This window comes from Nocardia sp. NPDC051463 (assembly GCF_040681975.1).
Taxonomy (GTDB): domain Bacteria; phylum Actinomycetota; class Actinomycetes; order Mycobacteriales; family Mycobacteriaceae; genus Nocardia.
This window is the reverse complement of record NZ_JBFBAB010000006.1, coordinates 234,917-251,084: the sequence shown is the minus strand read 5'-3', so window position 1 is coordinate 251,084 and position 16,168 is coordinate 234,917. Positions and strand designations below refer to the sequence as shown.

Here is a 16,168-nt window from a genome sequence, read left to right as displayed (position 1 = left end):
CGCATCTTGTTTGGACCCTTCCTTCATCCGACCGAATCCGATCGTTTTACGGTGACCGCCGGTTTTCGCCCATCACGAGGGAACGCCACCGGCGGGCGTACCGTCGGAGCCTAACGTGTCATCGATGCATGGGCGTTATCAAAAAGTGATAAAGCGGCGTACGCCACTCTATCGGCATCGTCCAATGAAACTACTGAGCCCACGGTGATCCGTGGGCTCAGTGTGACTACGAGAATAGGATCATCGCGGCGGTTGTGGGAAGGGATCGACCAGATCGCAGCGCTGGATCTCGTACTTCGGCACCCGATCTATGCGGTACTTCGCGAACTCGAGCGCATGCAGCAGGTTGTGCTTGAAACGGTCCCACGTGAGCGGATCGCGGTAGGAAATCGTCAGTGCCTCGGTGTCCGGGCACTTCATCGCCGTGCGAGCCTGGGTGACCCATTTCTCGTCGAGGAACCACGGCATCCACGGCTTCCTGTCGACCACGCCGGTGTCCACGATGACCCAGTCCGGATACAGCGCCTTGTCGTGCCCGATGCGACCGTCGGTCAACCGGTCGGTGTGCGCGGCCAGCGGATAGGCGAGGCCCATCTGGTCGATCACGCGCACGTTCAGCGGGACGTTCATGCTGGTCATACCCAAGTTCAGGAAGTAGACCGTGTGCCCGGCGCCGCCGTCGGGGATCGGCTGCGGCGGTGGTGCGACGTACCAGAACATGAACGACGGCGAGTTCAGCAGCAGGCCGCCGTTGGGGCTGGCCGCAATGTCGTTGACCATCGGCCGGATGCGTGGGTAGTCGAGGTAGTCCTCGGCCAGGATCGGATGATCGTGGCCGGTGTTGAGCACGTAGTAGACGCGCTCGTCGACGATGCCAGAGGAGCTGATCTTGGTCCCGGTCTTGATGGCCGTGGTGTTGGCGGCGAACAGCGCCCAGCCCGCGGTGCCGATCAACGCGAACAGGATCACCGCGAACGACCAGTCGGTGGCCGACATCGACCGCAGACCGCCCTGCGGCAACCGGATCGGCACCACCGCGACCGGCAGCAACAAACAGAACAGCTGCGGCAACAGCATCCGACCGTGCATGAAGTCGCCACCGACGCGCAGCGCGTACACGGTCAGGATGACACCGCTGCCGAGCATGAGCGTGACCACCGCGCTCGGCGAGCGCAGCCATGCGCGCACTGTGCCGAGGGTCCAGCCGCGCCGCTCGTCGGCGGCGGTGGACGAACCGGCCGGTGCGATGGCGGTTGCGGTGCGCGCCGCGACGACGCCCGCGGCGAGCAGCACCAGCAGCGGAACCCACAGGTAATAGGGGCCGACCAGGTCCCACAGGTATTTGAAGCCCTGCCCCCACTTCGCGCCGCCCGCGTCCTTGGCGACCGCGGTGTTGGGGTAGGGCAGGCCGTAGTAGCCCATTCGCCAGACCTGGTAGCCGAGCGGGACGATCCCGGCGGCCGCAACGATCAACGCCCGCAGCACAATCGGACGCAGCCGGGTCTGCGGCACCGGCGCACAGAAGATCATTGCCAGCGCCAGTCCACCGACCAGGGTCATCTCGGGACGAATCAGCGGTGCGAGACCCGCGAGGAACACCAGTCCGAAGAAGCCGGGCAGCCGGACCCGCTCGGCCTGGCTCCACCGGATCATCAACCACCACAGCAGGCCGAGCCAGCAGATGACCAGACCGCTCTCCAGTCCGGAGGAGGCGTAGTCACGGGCAGGCGGCAGCGCGATATAGACGAGCACGCCCGCGGGCAGCAGTAGCGCGGATTCGGTGCCACCCCACAGCCGCGCCGTACCGAGCATGGCGAACACGATCGCGGCCAGCGACACCGTCAGCGCGACACCGAGCACCACGTACTCGAGCCTGGCCTGGGTGAGCCAGCTGAAGAACCAGACCAGATAGGTCCACGCCGTGCTGGTGTTGGTTTCGACGCGTTCGTCCACGTTGAAGACCGGTCCGTTGCCTGCCAACAGGTTTCGCACCGTTCGCAGCACGATCAGGCCGTCGTCGGCGATCCAGCGTCGTTGCCAGGCACCGGTCGCGAACAGGACAACGGTGAGCGCCATCCCACCGACGAAGATCGCTCGGGATAGCTGCACGTGCCGCAAGGCCGAGCGAGCCGGCCCTTCGGCCGGCTCCTCGCTTGCGTATTCCGTTCGCTCCGCTCCCTCGACCAACATCTCGTCAGGTGAGATAGACAGCGACACCTACCGCTCCGATCCAGGCGATTGCGAGGAACTGGAGGATGCGGTCCCCCAGCGCGATCTCTTCGGGTTCACCGGCCTCGCCGCCATCGACGTCGACCGCATAGCGCAGGATTGCGATGGTAAACGGAACCATCGAGATCGCAAACCAATTGGTGTGCTTGAGGCTGTCCTGCTGGAACGCCCAGAGGCCGTAGAACACCACCACCGCCGTCGCGGCGAGGGTCCAGATGAAGCGCAGATAGGTCGGCGTGTAGTACTCGAGCGACTTGCGAATCTTGGCACCCGTACCCAGGGCGATCTGCAGTTCGGCGTAGCGCTTGCCCGCCGCCATGAACAGCGAACCGAACGCCATGATCAGCAGGAACCATTGCGACAGCTCAATATCGGCGGCCGCGCCACCGGCGACGGCGCGCAGCAGGAAGCCTGAGGACACGATGCAGATGTCCAGCACGGCCTGATGCTTGAGGCCGAGGCAGTAGGCCAGCTGGATGCCGATGTAGACCGCCATCACGACGGCGAGATGCCACGACGCGAGGAAGGATCCGGCGATCGACGCGATGAGCAACACCGCGGCCAGCATGTAGGCCAGGTTCACCGGAACCACACCCGCGGCGATCGGTCGCAACCGCTTGGTCGGGTGGGCCCGGTCGGCTTCCACATCGAGCGCGTCGTTGACGAGGTAGATGCCCGACGCCGCCATGCAGAACACCACGAAGGCGATCCCGACGGGCGCGAGCACGTCCACCTCGGTGGCCGAGCCCGCGGCCAGCGGCGCGGCGAGCACGAGAACGTTCTTCACCCACTGTCGCGGGCGAACGGCCTTGATCAACCCGCCGGCCAGCGTCTTGGGCGGGCCCTTGACAACAGCCTCGGCTAGGTCGGCGCTGGTCGGCTCTTCACTCATGTCAACCAAGGCTCTTTCTTGTCCGGTCACTATCGAGTCTCTTTTCGGCGGCAAGCACAACGGCAGCGGACGCGGCACCGAGCGCGGATCCGGCGAGCACGTCGGAGGGATAGTGCACCCCGAGCACGACCCGGGAGAGCAACATCGGTGGAACGAGCACCGCAGGCAAGGGTAGCCCGGTCAGTTTTCCGAGCAACACCGCCGCCGCCGTGGTCGAGGTCGCGTGCGAGGACGGGAAGCTCAATTTGCTCGGCGTAGACACATTGACCTGCACCGATGGGTCGTTCGGGCGGGGCCGCCTGACGATCCGCTTGATCACGATGGAAGCGGCGTGCGCACCGACCGCACCGACCGCGACCCCCGCCCACTGCCGACGCCGCGGTTTGTCCGCGAGCCAGCCGACGGCGGCGATGCCGACCCAGCCGAGTGCGTGCTCGCCGAAATGCGACATGCCGCGGGCTGCCTTGACGACCGTGGGGTTGCCGCCGATCGCCGACTGCACCGCATTGAGGATGGCGACCTCAGGCGGTGCGGGCGCGGTTTCGGGCGCGACGTGGGGGGCATGCCCGTTCGTGCTACGCAACGCCTCGTTCAGCGCCGCGCTGTCACTTGCTCCGATACTCACTGCTGTGTGCCTTTCGTGGTGCCTTTCGAATCGCCGATGCCGAAGGCGTTCTCCCACGCGGCGGTGCTGGTCAGCTGCGGATGGGCGGCGCGGTAGCGCTGCTGCATCGCCGGGAAGCGCGCGGCCAGCTCCTTACGCAGCCGCATAGCGTCCTTGAACAGGCCGAGGGCCTGCCGCGGATCGCGCTTGCGGTAGACAACGCCGCGGCCGTCGGCAGTGGTGACGGTGACACCGTCGACCTGTGAGAGCAGGAACCACCGCGCGTCCAGGGTCGGCACATTCAGCTGCGGACGCTCGTGGTGCTCGGGCTGAGCGGGCCGCACGCTGTGCACGAGGCCCTTGGCCAGCCGGACCACCTTGGCAATCGGGTTGGCGGGTTCGCCGACCGCGCCGACGCCGATGTGGCTTGCCAGCGGCAGTTCGGTGGACGAGGGCAGGATCACCGCGTCGGGGTACTGCTTGCGCAGCTCGTGCACCGCGCCGAGGGCGCTGGGCAGCAACTGGAACAGCCGCTCCGGGCCTGCGAGGAAGTCGCGAATCGCCAAGTTCTGGATGGCGACCGTCGAATACTCCAGGCACAGCAGGTGTTTCAAGGTTGCCTTGATCGTGTTCACCACCATGGCGCGGCCATTGCCCGGCAGGTGCAACGAGGCGACGACCAGACGGTTGCGCAGGTGGAAGTACGCCTGCCAGTCGATGGCGTCGTCTTTGTCGCTCCAGGCCATGTGCCACACGGCGGCGCCGGGCAGCGTGACTGTCGGGTATCCGGCGGCACGGGCGCGCAGACCGTATTCGGCGTCGTCCCACTTGAGGAACAGCGGCAGCGGCTGGCCGAGCTCCTCGGCGACCTGACGCGGGATGACACAGGTCCACCAGCCGTTGAAGTCGACGTCGATGCGCCGGTGCAGCAGCTTGGAGTTGTCGCGGTCCTTGAGCGGGTACTTCGAGAAGTCGTGGTCGTATTCGACATTCGGCGCCGCGGTCCACATGAAGATGCCGCGGTCGACGACCTCGCCCATGACATGCAGGTGCGAGCGCTCCTGCAGGTTGAGCATTTGCCCGCCGACCAGGACCGGCGACTTGGCGAAACGGGCGAAGGCCAGTGCGCGCAGGATCGAGTCGGGCTCGATCTCGATGTCGTCGTCCATGTAGACGATGTACTGGGCGTCGGTGGTCTTCAGCGCCTCGTACATCACCCGGCTGTAGCCGCCGGAGCCGCCGAGGTTGGGCTGGTTGTAGATGGCGAGCCGGTCGCCGAGCACCGCGGCGGCCTCGGTGAAGCCGGGCTCGTCGACCACCTTGCGGGTGCCCTGATCAGGGATGATGACGGCCTTGATCTTCTCGAGCACCAGTGGATCGGACCCGAGGGCGCCGAGGGTTTTCACCGCGTCGGTCGGCCGGTTGAAGGTGGGCATACCGACCGCGATGCTGCCGTCACCCGGCGCCTCGATCGGGGCGTACCAACCGCCGGCCAGCAGCGTGACCGCCGTGTCGGTGGTGATGTCGAACCAGATCCAGCCGCCGTCCTCGAAAGGACCGAGATCGGTCTCGAACTCGACGTGCACCGATTCGGTGCCAGGTGCGACGGCGAACTCCTTGCCCTGCACGTGGATTCGCGAGCCGTCCGCCTTCGATCGGTAGACGTCGACGCGGCCGTGCCCGGCCAGCTCCAGCCGCAGCACCACAGATTCCAGGATGCTCCAGCGCCGCCAGTAGCTCGCGGGCAATGCGTTGAAGTAGGTGCAGAACGACACCTCGGATTCGGCGCCGACCGCCAGCGAGGTACGGGTGGCGGCGTGTGCGCGGCGTGCGTTGGTCGCCGACTCCTCGACGTAGAGAGTGCGCACGTCCAGCGGCTCACCCGGCCTGGGCAGGATGATGCGCTGCAACAGCGACTTCGCGCGGGTTTCGATGGTCATATCTTCCAAGATCGACTGGGAGGTCATCCGTTACTTTCGGTGTCAGTGCGGGTCACCCGCACCCGGTCGGCTTGGACGAGCCGAGTTTCGCGAGTGTGGCTCATCTACGCCTCGTCCGCGAGCAACTCGCCCGATTCCAGGTGCGGCCGCAGCACGTTGTCGAACATGCTGAGCGCGCTGCCGATGGCCATGTGCATGTCAAGGTACTGGTAGGTCCCGAGGCGGCCGCCGAAAAGGACCTTCTCCGTTGCGGTTTCCTTCTTGGCGAGGGCGCGGTAAGCGGCGAGCTTGGCGCGGTCCTCGGGGGTGTTGATCGGGTAGTACGGCTCGTCGCCGGTCTGCGCGAATCGGGAGTACTCGCGCATGATCACGGTCTTGTCGTTCGGGTAGCTGTCGCGCTCGGGGTGGAAGTGGCGCGGCTCGATGATGCGGGTGTAGGGCACGTCCGCATCGTTGTAGTTCATCACCGAGGTGCCCTGATAGTCGCCGGTCGGCAGCACTTCGGTCTCGAAATCGATGGTGCGCCAGCCGAGTTCGCCCTCGCTGTAGTCGAAGTAGCGATCCACCGGGCCGGTGTAGACCACTGGTGCGTCCGGGTTCTCGGCGCGGATCTGCTCACGCACGTCGAACCAGTCGGTGTCGAGCCTGACCTCGATCAGGTCGGAGGCGGCCATGTTCTCGAGCCACTTCGTGTAGCCCTGTGCGGGCAGACCCTCGTAGGTGTCGTTGAAGTAGCGGTTGTCGAAGGTGTAGCGCACCGGCAAGCGGGTGATGTTGCCCGCGGGCAGTTCCTTGGGGTCGGTCTGCCACTGCTTGGCGGTGTAGTCACGGACGAACGCCTCGTAGAGCGGGCGACCGATCAGCGAGATCGCCTTCTCCTCCAGGTTCTGCGCATCCTTGGTCTCGACCTCGGCGGCCTGTTCGGCGATCAGCGTGCGCGCCTCGTCGGGGGTGAAGTAGCGACCGAAGAACTGCGAGATCAGGCCGAGGCCCATCGGGAACTGGTAGGCCTGCCCCTTGTGCATCGCGAAGACACGGTGCTGGTAACCGGTGAACTCGGTGAACTGGGTGACGTAATCCCATACCCGCTTGTTCGAGGTGTGGAACAGGTGCGCACCATACTTGTGCACCTCGATACCGGTTTCCGGCTCCGGCTCCGAATAAGCGTTGCCACCGAGGTGGTAGCGGCGGTCGATCACCAGCACTCGCTTGCCGAGCAAGTTGGCGGTGCGTTCGGCGACGGTCAGCCCGAAGAATCCGGAGCCGACGACGATCAGATCGAACTGTGAGGCGGTGGGGACGGAGTTACCCGGGGACGATGCGGCGGTCACGGGAGCCCAGCGTATCGGAAGTCTCCGCGCTGTCCTGGCGGAGTCACCGGGCGGGCTGAGCGGCCCTGCTCCAGCCGGTGGTTTCGTCTCGAGAACATCCGAATTTCGCCGAAAATTTGCCGGAACCGTCATATGACCGCAATAAGGACGCTGTTGCATGGGCACTCGGACTGTGCGGGCGTCCAGTTCGTTGGTGGATGCCGGTTCGAGCGGCATTACCGCATCGAGGGGAAGGCCCAACACCGCGACGGCCCGTCCGCACCCCGCCCCATCGGGTCCTTCTGTACACCGCTCTCGGCAATAGGTCCCCCGCCACACAGGCAGCCGACTCATCAGCAGACACCGATCGCCGACGGTGCCCGGCGGTGCACGACTGGCGCCCCCGCCTTCAACGATGCGGTGGCCACCGCCGGTGTGCGCGGTGCAGTCACGGCCAGGACGAACCGGCGTCACCCCGGGAAGCCGACCTCTACCTCGACCTCGGTGCGCTCGGTGTACATGCGCCAATAATGTTCACCCAGTTCGTCATTGCCCATTCTGGCGATCTCGACACCGGGCGGCACCAGCTCAGGATGCTCGTCGACGACGCGTTCGGCCTTGCTGTTGCCGATCAGCACGCCGATGTTGAGCAGTCCGACATAGACGCCGGTGCCCACGAGTTCGACGCCGAGTTGACGGACATAGGTGCGCTGCGCGCCGAGGATGACGCCGAAGTTGGACAGATAGGGCAGCACAAACCGATCCGACGATCCGGAGGAGAAGAGCAAGGTGCCCGCACCGCGCTCGACCATCGCGGGCGCGAGCGCGCGGGTCATCCAGATCGGCGAGTAGAGCTTCAGTTCGAGCGGGACGCGCAGGGCTGCCGCGTCGATGTCCAACGTGGTCGGGGTTCGGTCGACCATGTCGGCCGCCGCGCTGTGCAGCGCGACGTCGATCCGCCCGAACGTGCCGGTGATGTTGTCGACCACACCGCGCAGCTGCGCTTCGTCGGTGAGATCCGCGGGAAATGCGGCAGCCTCGATGCCTTCCGCGGCCAGCTCTTCGACGTGCTGCGCGGCCTTGTCCGGATTCCGACCGATCACCGCGACCCGGAAGCCTTCGCGCCCGAACCGCCGCCCGGTTCCCATCCCGAGCCCCGGCCCGAATCCGAATATCGCGATCGTCTTCGTCATGCCACTACCTCACTAAGTTGAGCTATGGTTCAATTTCCCCGACCGTAGCACTAACTTGAACCTATGTTCAATATAGGACGGGCAACAGATTTGTAGGATCGGCGAATGCCCGAGGACAAGCCGTTGCGCAGTGACGCCCGCCGCAATAGGGACGCGCTCGTGACCGCTGCCAGGGAAGTATTCGAAGAACGCGGTCTCGACGCACCTCTGAAGGCGGTCGCCGCCCGCGCAGGCGTCGCCATCGGCACCCTCTACAACCGCTTCCCGACCCGCGACGACCTCATCGCCGCAGCCGTCGAAGACCGCATCGAGGCGGGCGGACGCATCGCCGAAGAGGCCATCGCCATCGACGACCCCTGGGACGCCTTCACCTACCTCGTCGAGAAGGTCTGCGAACTCCAAGCCAGTGACCGCCTCCTCAGCGACCTGTCACTGCGCGCAGCCCCCAGCGCCGCCATCGCACACGCCCAGGAACACGGCCACGGCCTGATGCGCCGAATCATCATCCGCGCCCAGGAAGCCGGCGTCCTGCGCCCCGACTGGGTCTTGGAGGACATCGCCTTCATCACCTGGTCCCACACCCGCATAGTCGAAGCCACCGCCACCGTGGCCCCCAACCTCTGGCGCCGCCACCTGGCCCTCGTCCTCGACGGCCTGCGAGCCTCGGCCGCCCACCCACTCCCGGTCCCGCCGATCACCGAAGACCAACTGATGCAGGCCATGCGCGACTGAGCGAATCGACAAGGCGCTCGGAATATGCGGGCTGCTGCTGGGCTACCGACCAGTCGTGCATCGAAATCGTCGACGGCTCGATCGAATCTCTCCGGCCTGAGTTCGGGCGACCCGGTCGGCAGTACGAGCCACACGATCTGGACAGCTCACGGCTCACGGCTCACGGCTCACGGCTCACGGCTCACGGCTCACGGCTCACGGCTCACGGAATACTGTGCGCCGCAACCACTGACGATTCGATGCCGACCGTCAGTAGTGGGGATACTGCGGCGGTTGGCCGTAAGCCGGGGCAGGTGGGTATGGGTACTGCGGCAGATGGGGGGCGCGGCCGGCGGCGATCCAGCGGCCGGTCGAGCTGAGGGAGGCGAGGATGAGAATGGTGAGGGGCACGATCGCGAGGACGAAGCCGGCGGGATTCGATGTGGCTGCGCTGATGCCGATGCCGGCCAGGCTCAGCGAGGACATGATGATCAGGATTACTCGCCCGGCCGGGCTGCGACGGAAGAGCAGGATCGCGCCGAGTAGCCAGAGGAACGCGGCAATTCCGCCGAGCGCGACCAACCCGAAGAGGAAATCGGGCACCTCCGGAGCCGACGGCCCTCAGCCATGGTGGTTGTGCACCTCATTTTTCGCGCTGATCACACCGACCAGCCCGATGACCACACCGACAGCGCCGATCAGTCCGACGATCAACGCGATCACCGCGGCGGTGATCGCTGAACCACCACCAGGCTGCTGTGGATAGCCATAGACAGGTGGCGGATAGCCATAACCCGGCTGGCCATACGGATACCCCATACCGAATCTCCCTCCCACTTCGACCGCGAACCCTACCGCGCTACAGCCGTTTCCCTCAACGAGAGTCGAGGTTGTGCTCCGCGGTCGGACCGAGTCGTCCAGGACAGACAGCAATACGATCCGGCCCGCGAATTTGCCACCCGTCAGCGAGAATCCACCGATCAACCACAGCGCGTCGATAGTTCCCTCGAAAACACCTGTCGCTCGATCGCGAACCCCACCGCCCCAGGCAGATTCGCTCGACCGATCGCGGACCGCGCCGGCGGCGCCGCAAGCGACCGATGGAGAACAACCAGCGAACGGCAGCGGCACACATCTCGGTAGGACGGGCGCGGCCCGGTACCGGCTAGAGCTGCGACCGGCTCGGAGGCTGGTCGTATGGATATGGCTGCTGCGGTTGGCCATAGGGCGATGCGACACCCGGTCCCGCGTCGGGTTGTCCGTACCCAGGTGCAGGTTGACCGTAAGCGGGAGGCCGGCCATACGGCTGCGGTGGGGACTGATCGTTCGAGGGAATGGGTTGGGGGTAGGTCGTTGGCTGACCGTAAGCGGGTGGTTGGCTGTAAGTGGGTGACTGTCCATAGACCGGCGGTTGGCCGTAGACAGGCACGGGCTGAGATCCGGGCCCGGGACGAGCCGCGATCCAGCGGCCCGTGGGAGTGGCCGCGGCAAGTGCGATCGTCGTGAGCATCAGGAGCATGCCCACAGCATGCAGCGGCTCGAAGAAACCCTGAAACAGTGTCGCACTGATCACGATGGCGACCAGGGTCAGGCTGCAGCCGATGATCGCTATGACCCGTCCTGCCGCCGTTCGACGCAGCAACAGGATGCCGCCCAGGATCAGCAGGAAGCCGAGAAATTCGGAAGTGATTGCCCTGAATTGGAACTCGTAGAGTGCCACGATGAGATACCGGTAATTGATATCGCCGATCGCCGCAGCGGCCCCGAGCGCAATCAACCCCCCGCTGACCAACGCCAGCACTCCAGCGGTGATACCGGTGCCGCCCCCGGCAGCAGGCTGCGGCGGATAACCGGGCGGCAGCTGTTGACCATCCGGATATCCCGGTTGACCGTACGGAAAAGCCATAGTCCCCCTCTCGCTCGATCGCGAACGTTACCGTGTCCCAGCTGTTTCGACAGATTGCCCGCTGACCGAGCGACACGATGGTTTGTCGAATACTGCGGCAGTCAACGATGATTCGACGACAACCGCTGCCAATGGGGTGATCGAAGCTCGCCCTGAACACAGCGGCCAGGGACGCGAACCATCGTAGGTCAGCAATAGAGCGTGGTTTCGCAGATCGGTTCGATCGCCCGAGGCGCGCTCTGCCCTTGCGGGCAGCGGCGACGGCCTACAGTCATCGTGCACAACGGTGCGTAGCGGGGGCCGCGAGCCCGTCAGTAGGCCGGCTCGTCCAGATGTGGAACGGCGCGACGGCGAGGGGGTGCCGCTACCCAATGGGCGGTATAGCTCGATGCCGCAGTGAGAAAGGTGGCGAGGGGGACGACCATTGCGGTCAGGCCGGCGAGCCAGTCCCGGTGGACGAAGGCCGTGAGGGTGCCGACGAGGCCGAAGGTCGACTTGATGGCGTCGGCGGCGCGAGCCCCTTCGTCGAACCAGTGGATGCCATAGCTGGATTCGTAGCCCAGGAGCGAACAAGCCAGGGCGACACCAGCGATGGCCGTCATCAGGCCCGCAGCGACGGCGAGGGTGTAGCGGCCGGTCTCGTCACGGCGGAACAGCAGGATGGCGCCGTAGATCAGCGCGAAGGCCAGCAGCACCGCGCCGAGACTCGCGAAGATGGCGAGGGAGTTGTCGAATTTGTCGGGGTCGCCGCGGAATGCGATCAGCAGCATGCCCGCGCCGATCAGGTTGCACGCGCCGAGGACCACGCCGAGGACCCCGGCTGTCGTCGCCAGGGCGCCGCTCGGTTCCGAGTACTGGGCCGCGCCCGAATTCACAGTGGCATCCACAGTTCGACCGTAGTCGGTCATCGGTGTCCACACCCGCCATCCAGGTAGCTCGGAACAGCTACGGGTACGCGGCAGGCGGCCCGCAGCGACCCAGTGGTAGCCGGGCTGCGGTGGATAGCCGGGCACCTGTGGATAGACGTGCTGCGGATTCCCCGCGTGACCATACGGATAAGTCATCGAGCCCCCCTCGTTGCTGGTGGCGAACTCTACCTTTCACGAGCACTTGAATCGAGCGCTCCGGCGGTGGCCCGTCCGCCGACACGGTCACCGCCGAGTGGCAGTCGACTATCGAGCGCCCACACCGGAGATTGGTCCGGCGGACCAACCGGCCCGCACACATCCGAGCCGAAAGCGCCCGCATGTCACATGACATGCGGGTGCTCTTCGTTGTTGCGACCGAATAGTTCCGGCTACCGCAGCCGATTCTCGGCGTAGACCTTCATCCCGTCCCGCACGAATTCGGCTGTGCCCTCGCCGTGTACGTCATAGTTCTTTCGGAACCGTGGGTCGGCGACATACATTTCGCCGAGGCCGATGAAGGCTTCGGCCGTGAGCGGACGGCCCTGCCAGCCGTCGCCGAGCCAGTCACGGTGCCGCTGCGCGATGGCCTGGACCTCGTCACTGTCGGGGGTGCGCCCCGCAGCGCGTGCCCGGCCGTAGTCGGCCGCGATGTCGATATGCGTTTGCTGGTGTGCCTTCTTGTCGGCCTCACTCAGCGAACGCCACCAACGGTCACCGCTCTCGTAGGCGTCCTTGCCCCAGCGTTCGATCACCTCATCCTTGTACTGAGTGTGGTCGAAGCCGTCGAAAACTTCTGCTGCCATGAGTTGTTCACCTCGTCCCGTCTTGTGCAGCGTGGTGGTCACCGATTCGATCTGACGCCGGATCCGATCCTGTTCCTGCCGGAGCAGTTCCAGGTGCGCGCGCAGTGCGGCGGCGGTGTCCTGTTGTCCGGTGAGAACTTCGGCGATGGCAGGCAAGCCGAGGCCCAGTTCTCGCAGCAGCAGGATGCGTTGCAGCCGCACCAGGGAGTTCTGGTCGTAGTAGCGGTACCCGTTGGCGCCGATTCGGCTCGGCGGCAGTAGCCCGAGCTGCCCGTAGTGGCGCAGCGTCCGGCTGGTGGTGCTTGCCGCCTTGGCCAGGTCCTGGATGGACCATTCGCCGGTGCGGGTGGCCGATGTCATGACCCTTTCCCTTCGTTCTCGTCGGTAGTTACCAGCTTGCAAGTTGACGTTACGTCAAGGTCAATATCTTTCTCGGCGAGCTCCTAGCAAGCCGGGACGGACACCTGCGCACCCGACTCCTCGGGCAGCGCCGTCGGCGCGGGCCTGCCTGCCAGCTGACCGAGCAGGGTGCCGACCAAGGCGATCACCATGCCGGCGATCTGCAGGGGAGTAAGCGCTTGACCGAGCGCGACCCAGCCGATCACGGCGGCCGACACCGGGCTGAGCAGACCGAGGAAAGCGATCGAGGTGGCGGGCACTCGGGAGATGCCACGGAACCACAGCCAGTACGCCACCGCCGTACCGATGATGCCGAGGTACAGGTAACCACCGACAGCGCGACCGTCGAGCGCGGGCGGCGCGCCCTCGATCAGGAAGGCCAGCGGCGCGATGAACAACCCACCCGCGGTGAGCTGCCAACCGGTGAGCGCAAGCGGACCGACACCCTCGGGCCGCCCCCAGCGCTTGGTGAGCACCGTGCCCAACGACATCGAGGCGGCGCCGGCAAGTCCGGCGATCACCCCGAGTGTGTCGAGTTGGGCATTGCCCCGTAGGACCACGAGTGCGACGCCGAAAACACCGACCAGACCGGCGAGGATTTTGCGCCCGGTCGGCTTCTCCGCGAGCACCATCGCCGCGAAGCCGAGCGCAATCATCGGCGCCACCGCACCGAGCACGCCCGCGACACCGCCCGGCAGCCGGTAGGCGGCCAAGAACAGCAGCGGGAAGAACGCCCCGATATTGAGGATGCCGAGCACCGCGGCCCGTCCGACCCAGATGCCGCGAGGCAGCACCCGCGTGAGGGCGAGCAGTACGAGCCCTGCGGGCAGCGCACGCATGAGCGCGGTGAACAGCGGCCGGTCCGGGGGTAGGAGCTCGGTGGTGACGGCATAGGTGGAGCCCCAGACGATCGGGGTCAAGGCGGTGAGCGCCAGGGTGCCCGCGTAGGAACCTGCGGCGCGCGGGGCGGTGGTTGTGGTCATGTCGGTCGCTCCTCATTGATAATCTCAACGTTGAGATATCTACCGCACAAGATGTCTCATCGTCAAGTAGATCAATGTTAAGATTCTTAGGAGCGAGAGGACTTTTCATGGGAGATGCCGTGGACCTGATCACCGAACACTGGGGCCGAGAACGCCCCGATCTGGATGTCTCACCGATGCAGGTGATCGGGCGGATCAGCCGCCTGTCGCGCGTGGTGGAACAGGACCTGAAGAAGTTCTTCGCGGGCCACGGCATGGAGTTCTGGGAGTTCGACGTGCTGGCCACGCTGCGGCGCTCCGGCGGCGAAAACGGCCTCACCGCAGGCGCTTTGAACCGGGCGGCCATGGTGACCTCAGGCGCGATCACCAATCGCATCGACCGACTCGCAGCCAAGGGTTTGGTGAAACGCACGCCCGATCCCGAGGACCGCCGATCGGTCCGGGTTCAGCTCACCCCGACCGGCCGCACCCTGATAGATGACCTACTCCCCCTCCACATAGCCAATGAGCAGCGCATGCTGAAGACGCTGGATCCCGCGGCGCGCGAACAGCTGGCGGGCCTGCTGCGCAATCTGTCCGAGTCGTTGGGCGACACCTCGCTGGATTGACCCGCACCGACGCTTCGGGTCAGCTTTCGCACGAAAGACGAACCGCTCGACAAGCCAGGAACGTCGAAAAACCACGGTTCCGATAGCAGTCCTCCGGCAAGGTCATCGAACCGATCCGAGTTCACCTCCTGGCGGACCACCGGACGGAATGGCAGTGCCCGGCGTCGGACGCGGCGTGGGGGTCGACGCGGTTTTCGGCGCGACGGTGTGGCCCGGTGCAACGACGCTCGCAGGCGGCTTCGCACCGGCAAACGGAACGTCGTTACCCGACGGCGGCGCCCCGTGGGCACGCGCCTCGGGAACCAACTCCATCAGCCGCGTGAAGTCGACGACCTGAGTACCGAGCGTCGAGGTCGAAATGATCACGCCATTGGTGAACATCCGATAGGTGCCCGCGTGTTGCGGCAGCGCCATCTCGGGCCCGAGCGGCTGCCCGACCGAGCTGTTCGCGCCACCGATCCGCCGGTACTCGATATCGATCGGCGACTCACCGACCACGGTCCGGGCGCGCGGATCCGACGGAGCGACGACGATCTGGTCGGCAGGGCCGGGTTCGACTGGCACCGGCCCTAATTCGGCCGGCGTCGGACCGACAGCGAAGGTGTAGATATCGGCGGGCTCGCCGCCGTCGGGCGCCGCGGAGTATTCCGCGCGCAGGATCCGTCCGTCGCGCAGCAGGACCATGCCCGCGGTGGCGACCACCGCGGCCGCCGCACGCGGATCTTCCTCAGCGGTACCGGGATAGGCCTGACAGTCGGTGTTGTCGCAGATCTGCGCGTAGGGATAGCGATGTTCGGCAAGGGCATACGAACGAGCTGCGATCGCTTGAGCGCGAAGGGCTTCCGTCGCACCCTTGTCCACCCAATTGGCCGGTACCTCGGCGGGCACCACACCGAGCAGGTAGTCCTCCACGTCGACACGATTGACCGTGCGCGCCTCGCCGTTCTCCATCGCCACACCGAGCAGACCCCGGTACGCCGATCCGCCGCACAAAGTCAGATGTTCGGCCGCGGGCCGGCCTGGCGCTCGGTCGAGCGGATAGATCCACGGGTCGTCGGTCGCGGACTGCCACAACACCTCGCCATCACAGCCGGTGGTGACGACGACATTCGCGCCACCGTCGGCCAACGGTGTGAGATGAGCGGCTTGGCCTGCGGCGAGCTCCCGTCCCGCGACCCGACCGCCCGCATCGGCGTAGGCATCCAGGGTGGAGTCGTCCTGTTCGACGAGCCGCACCGCGACCGTGGTCTGCGGGATCCGGCCGAGGTCTGCGCCCGGGTAGTAGTGCTCGAGAATCCGCTCGCCCGACCACCCCTCTAGCGCGCTGTCGAATGCGCCGACCTGGCTCATGCCACGCCCGTGCCCGGGCCCGGCCAGCGATCGATAACCCGTTTGCTCTGGCCGACCCCAGAATGCGAGAACCGTACCCATAACGAGCAGCGCACCACCGGCGACCAGCATCGGACGCACCGATATCGCCGACCGTGCCATCGGGCCGCGATATCCGCGGACCGGGCAAAGTATGCGCGCGCCCCATTTCGCCGGCAATTGTCGATGCCCCCGTGCACATTCATTTCCGTACTGTCTACGTCGCATCTGTTCACTCCCACGGTTTTCCAGGACCGAATCGATGCCCTGCCTATCGGCATGTCGCGCCATCCGGTCGCAATCCGAGAGCTACA

At 65.8% G+C, this 16,168-nt stretch carries 15 protein-coding genes; 2 read left to right on the top strand and 13 right to left on the bottom strand.

Features of this window, described 5'->3' with window-relative positions:
* Positions 1–240: 240 nt before the first annotated feature.
* The 6 genes from zomB to AB0M74_RS12115 all read right to left on the bottom strand — a co-directional run bounded on the left by zomB (position 241) and on the right by AB0M74_RS12115 (position 8,168).
* On the bottom strand, positions 241–2,190 hold the full coding sequence (gene zomB / locus AB0M74_RS12140; protein ID WP_364905371.1) for a flagellar motor control protein ZomB: 1,950 nt from the start codon (positions 2,188–2,190) through the stop codon (positions 241–243).
* A 4-nt stretch (positions 2,191–2,194) separates the two neighbouring features.
* A complete protein-coding gene (locus AB0M74_RS12135; protein WP_364905289.1) occupies positions 2,195–3,121 on the bottom strand; it encodes a decaprenyl-phosphate phosphoribosyltransferase in 927 nt (308 codons plus the stop codon).
* Position 3,122: 1 nt separating this feature from the next.
* A complete protein-coding gene (locus tag AB0M74_RS12130) occupies positions 3,123–3,704 on the bottom strand; it encodes a phosphatase PAP2 family protein (RefSeq protein WP_364905368.1) in 582 nt (193 codons plus the stop codon).
* A gap of 38 nt (positions 3,705–3,742) precedes the next feature.
* The gene (locus AB0M74_RS12125) at positions 3,743–5,692 is read right to left on the bottom strand and encodes a glycosyltransferase (RefSeq protein WP_364905287.1); all 1,950 of its coding nucleotides are present in this window, start codon (positions 5,690–5,692) and stop codon (positions 3,743–3,745) included.
* Between the two features lie 77 nt (positions 5,693–5,769).
* The gene (gene glf / locus AB0M74_RS12120; protein ID WP_364905284.1) at positions 5,770–6,996 is read right to left on the bottom strand and encodes a UDP-galactopyranose mutase; all 1,227 of its coding nucleotides are present in this window, start codon (positions 6,994–6,996) and stop codon (positions 5,770–5,772) included.
* Between the two features lie 449 nt (positions 6,997–7,445).
* Complete coding sequence (locus tag AB0M74_RS12115; RefSeq protein ID WP_364905281.1) at positions 7,446–8,168, bottom strand: SDR family oxidoreductase; 723 nt, start codon at positions 8,166–8,168, stop codon at positions 7,446–7,448.
* A 105-nt stretch (positions 8,169–8,273) separates the two neighbouring features.
* Here AB0M74_RS12115 and AB0M74_RS12110 point away from each other — a divergent pair, with 105 nt between their 5' ends.
* A complete protein-coding gene (locus AB0M74_RS12110) occupies positions 8,274–8,900 on the top strand; it encodes a helix-turn-helix domain-containing protein (RefSeq protein WP_364905278.1) in 627 nt (208 codons plus the stop codon).
* A 249-nt stretch (positions 8,901–9,149) separates the two neighbouring features.
* Here AB0M74_RS12110 and AB0M74_RS12105 read toward each other — a convergent pair whose 3' ends face one another.
* From AB0M74_RS12105 to AB0M74_RS12080, 6 genes are all read right to left on the bottom strand, one after another.
* The gene (locus tag AB0M74_RS12105) at positions 9,150–9,482 is read right to left on the bottom strand and encodes a hypothetical protein (RefSeq protein WP_364905275.1); all 333 of its coding nucleotides are present in this window, start codon (positions 9,480–9,482) and stop codon (positions 9,150–9,152) included.
* Between the two features lie 18 nt (positions 9,483–9,500).
* On the bottom strand, positions 9,501–9,698 hold the full coding sequence (locus tag AB0M74_RS12100; RefSeq protein WP_364905272.1) for a hypothetical protein: 198 nt from the start codon (positions 9,696–9,698) through the stop codon (positions 9,501–9,503).
* Between the two features lie 346 nt (positions 9,699–10,044).
* On the bottom strand, positions 10,045–10,785 hold the full coding sequence (locus AB0M74_RS12095; protein ID WP_364905269.1) for a hypothetical protein: 741 nt from the start codon (positions 10,783–10,785) through the stop codon (positions 10,045–10,047).
* A 311-nt stretch (positions 10,786–11,096) separates the two neighbouring features.
* Complete coding sequence (locus AB0M74_RS12090; RefSeq protein WP_364905266.1) at positions 11,097–11,849, bottom strand: hypothetical protein; 753 nt, start codon at positions 11,847–11,849, stop codon at positions 11,097–11,099.
* A gap of 233 nt (positions 11,850–12,082) precedes the next feature.
* Entirely contained in the window at positions 12,083–12,856 is a 774-nt protein-coding gene (locus AB0M74_RS12085; protein ID WP_364905263.1) for a MerR family transcriptional regulator, read from the bottom strand.
* Positions 12,857–12,939: 83 nt separating this feature from the next.
* Positions 12,940–13,878: an EamA family transporter gene (locus tag AB0M74_RS12080; RefSeq protein WP_364905261.1), complete on the bottom strand. Its 939-nt coding sequence runs from the start codon at positions 13,876–13,878 to the stop codon at positions 12,940–12,942.
* 107 nt (positions 13,879–13,985) lie between these two features.
* Here AB0M74_RS12080 and AB0M74_RS12075 point away from each other — a divergent pair, with 107 nt between their 5' ends.
* On the top strand, positions 13,986–14,486 hold the full coding sequence (locus AB0M74_RS12075) for a MarR family transcriptional regulator (RefSeq protein WP_364905258.1): 501 nt from the start codon (positions 13,986–13,988) through the stop codon (positions 14,484–14,486).
* 102 nt (positions 14,487–14,588) lie between these two features.
* Here the strand turns inward: AB0M74_RS12075 and AB0M74_RS12070 are convergent, their stop codons facing one another.
* A complete protein-coding gene (locus tag AB0M74_RS12070; protein ID WP_364905255.1) occupies positions 14,589–15,977 on the bottom strand; it encodes a SpoIID/LytB domain-containing protein in 1,389 nt (462 codons plus the stop codon).
* Between the last annotated feature and the right edge of the window lie 191 nt (positions 15,978–16,168).

What these genes read in the sequence shown, in the direction of transcription:
- zomB (WP_364905371.1), bottom strand. Translation starts at nt 2,190, where the DNA reads ATGTTGGTCGAGGGAGCGGAGCGAACGGAATACGCAAGCGAGGAGCCG.
- AB0M74_RS12135 (WP_364905289.1), bottom strand. Translation starts at nt 3,121, where the DNA reads ATGAGTGAAGAGCCGACCAGCGCCGACCTAGCCGAGGCTGTTGTCAAG.
- AB0M74_RS12125 (WP_364905287.1), bottom strand. Translation starts at nt 5,692, where the DNA reads ATGACCTCCCAGTCGATCTTGGAAGATATGACCATCGAAACCCGCGCG.
- AB0M74_RS12115 (WP_364905281.1), bottom strand. Translation starts at nt 8,168, where the DNA reads ATGACGAAGACGATCGCGATATTCGGATTCGGGCCGGGGCTCGGGATG.
- AB0M74_RS12110 (WP_364905278.1), top strand. Translation starts at nt 8,274, where the DNA reads ATGCCCGAGGACAAGCCGTTGCGCAGTGACGCCCGCCGCAATAGGGAC.
- AB0M74_RS12100 (WP_364905272.1), bottom strand. Translation starts at nt 9,698, where the DNA reads ATGGGGTATCCGTATGGCCAGCCGGGTTATGGCTATCCGCCACCTGTC.
- AB0M74_RS12095 (WP_364905269.1), bottom strand. Translation starts at nt 10,785, where the DNA reads ATGGCTTTTCCGTACGGTCAACCGGGATATCCGGATGGTCAACAGCTG.
- AB0M74_RS12090 (WP_364905266.1), bottom strand. Translation starts at nt 11,849, where the DNA reads ATGACTTATCCGTATGGTCACGCGGGGAATCCGCAGCACGTCTATCCA.
- AB0M74_RS12085 (WP_364905263.1), bottom strand. Translation starts at nt 12,856, where the DNA reads ATGACATCGGCCACCCGCACCGGCGAATGGTCCATCCAGGACCTGGCC.
- AB0M74_RS12080 (WP_364905261.1), bottom strand. Translation starts at nt 13,878, where the DNA reads ATGACCACAACCACCGCCCCGCGCGCCGCAGGTTCCTACGCGGGCACC.
- AB0M74_RS12075 (WP_364905258.1), top strand. Translation starts at nt 13,986, where the DNA reads ATGGGAGATGCCGTGGACCTGATCACCGAACACTGGGGCCGAGAACGC.
- AB0M74_RS12070 (WP_364905255.1), bottom strand. Translation starts at nt 15,977, where the DNA reads ATGGCACGGTCGGCGATATCGGTGCGTCCGATGCTGGTCGCCGGTGGT.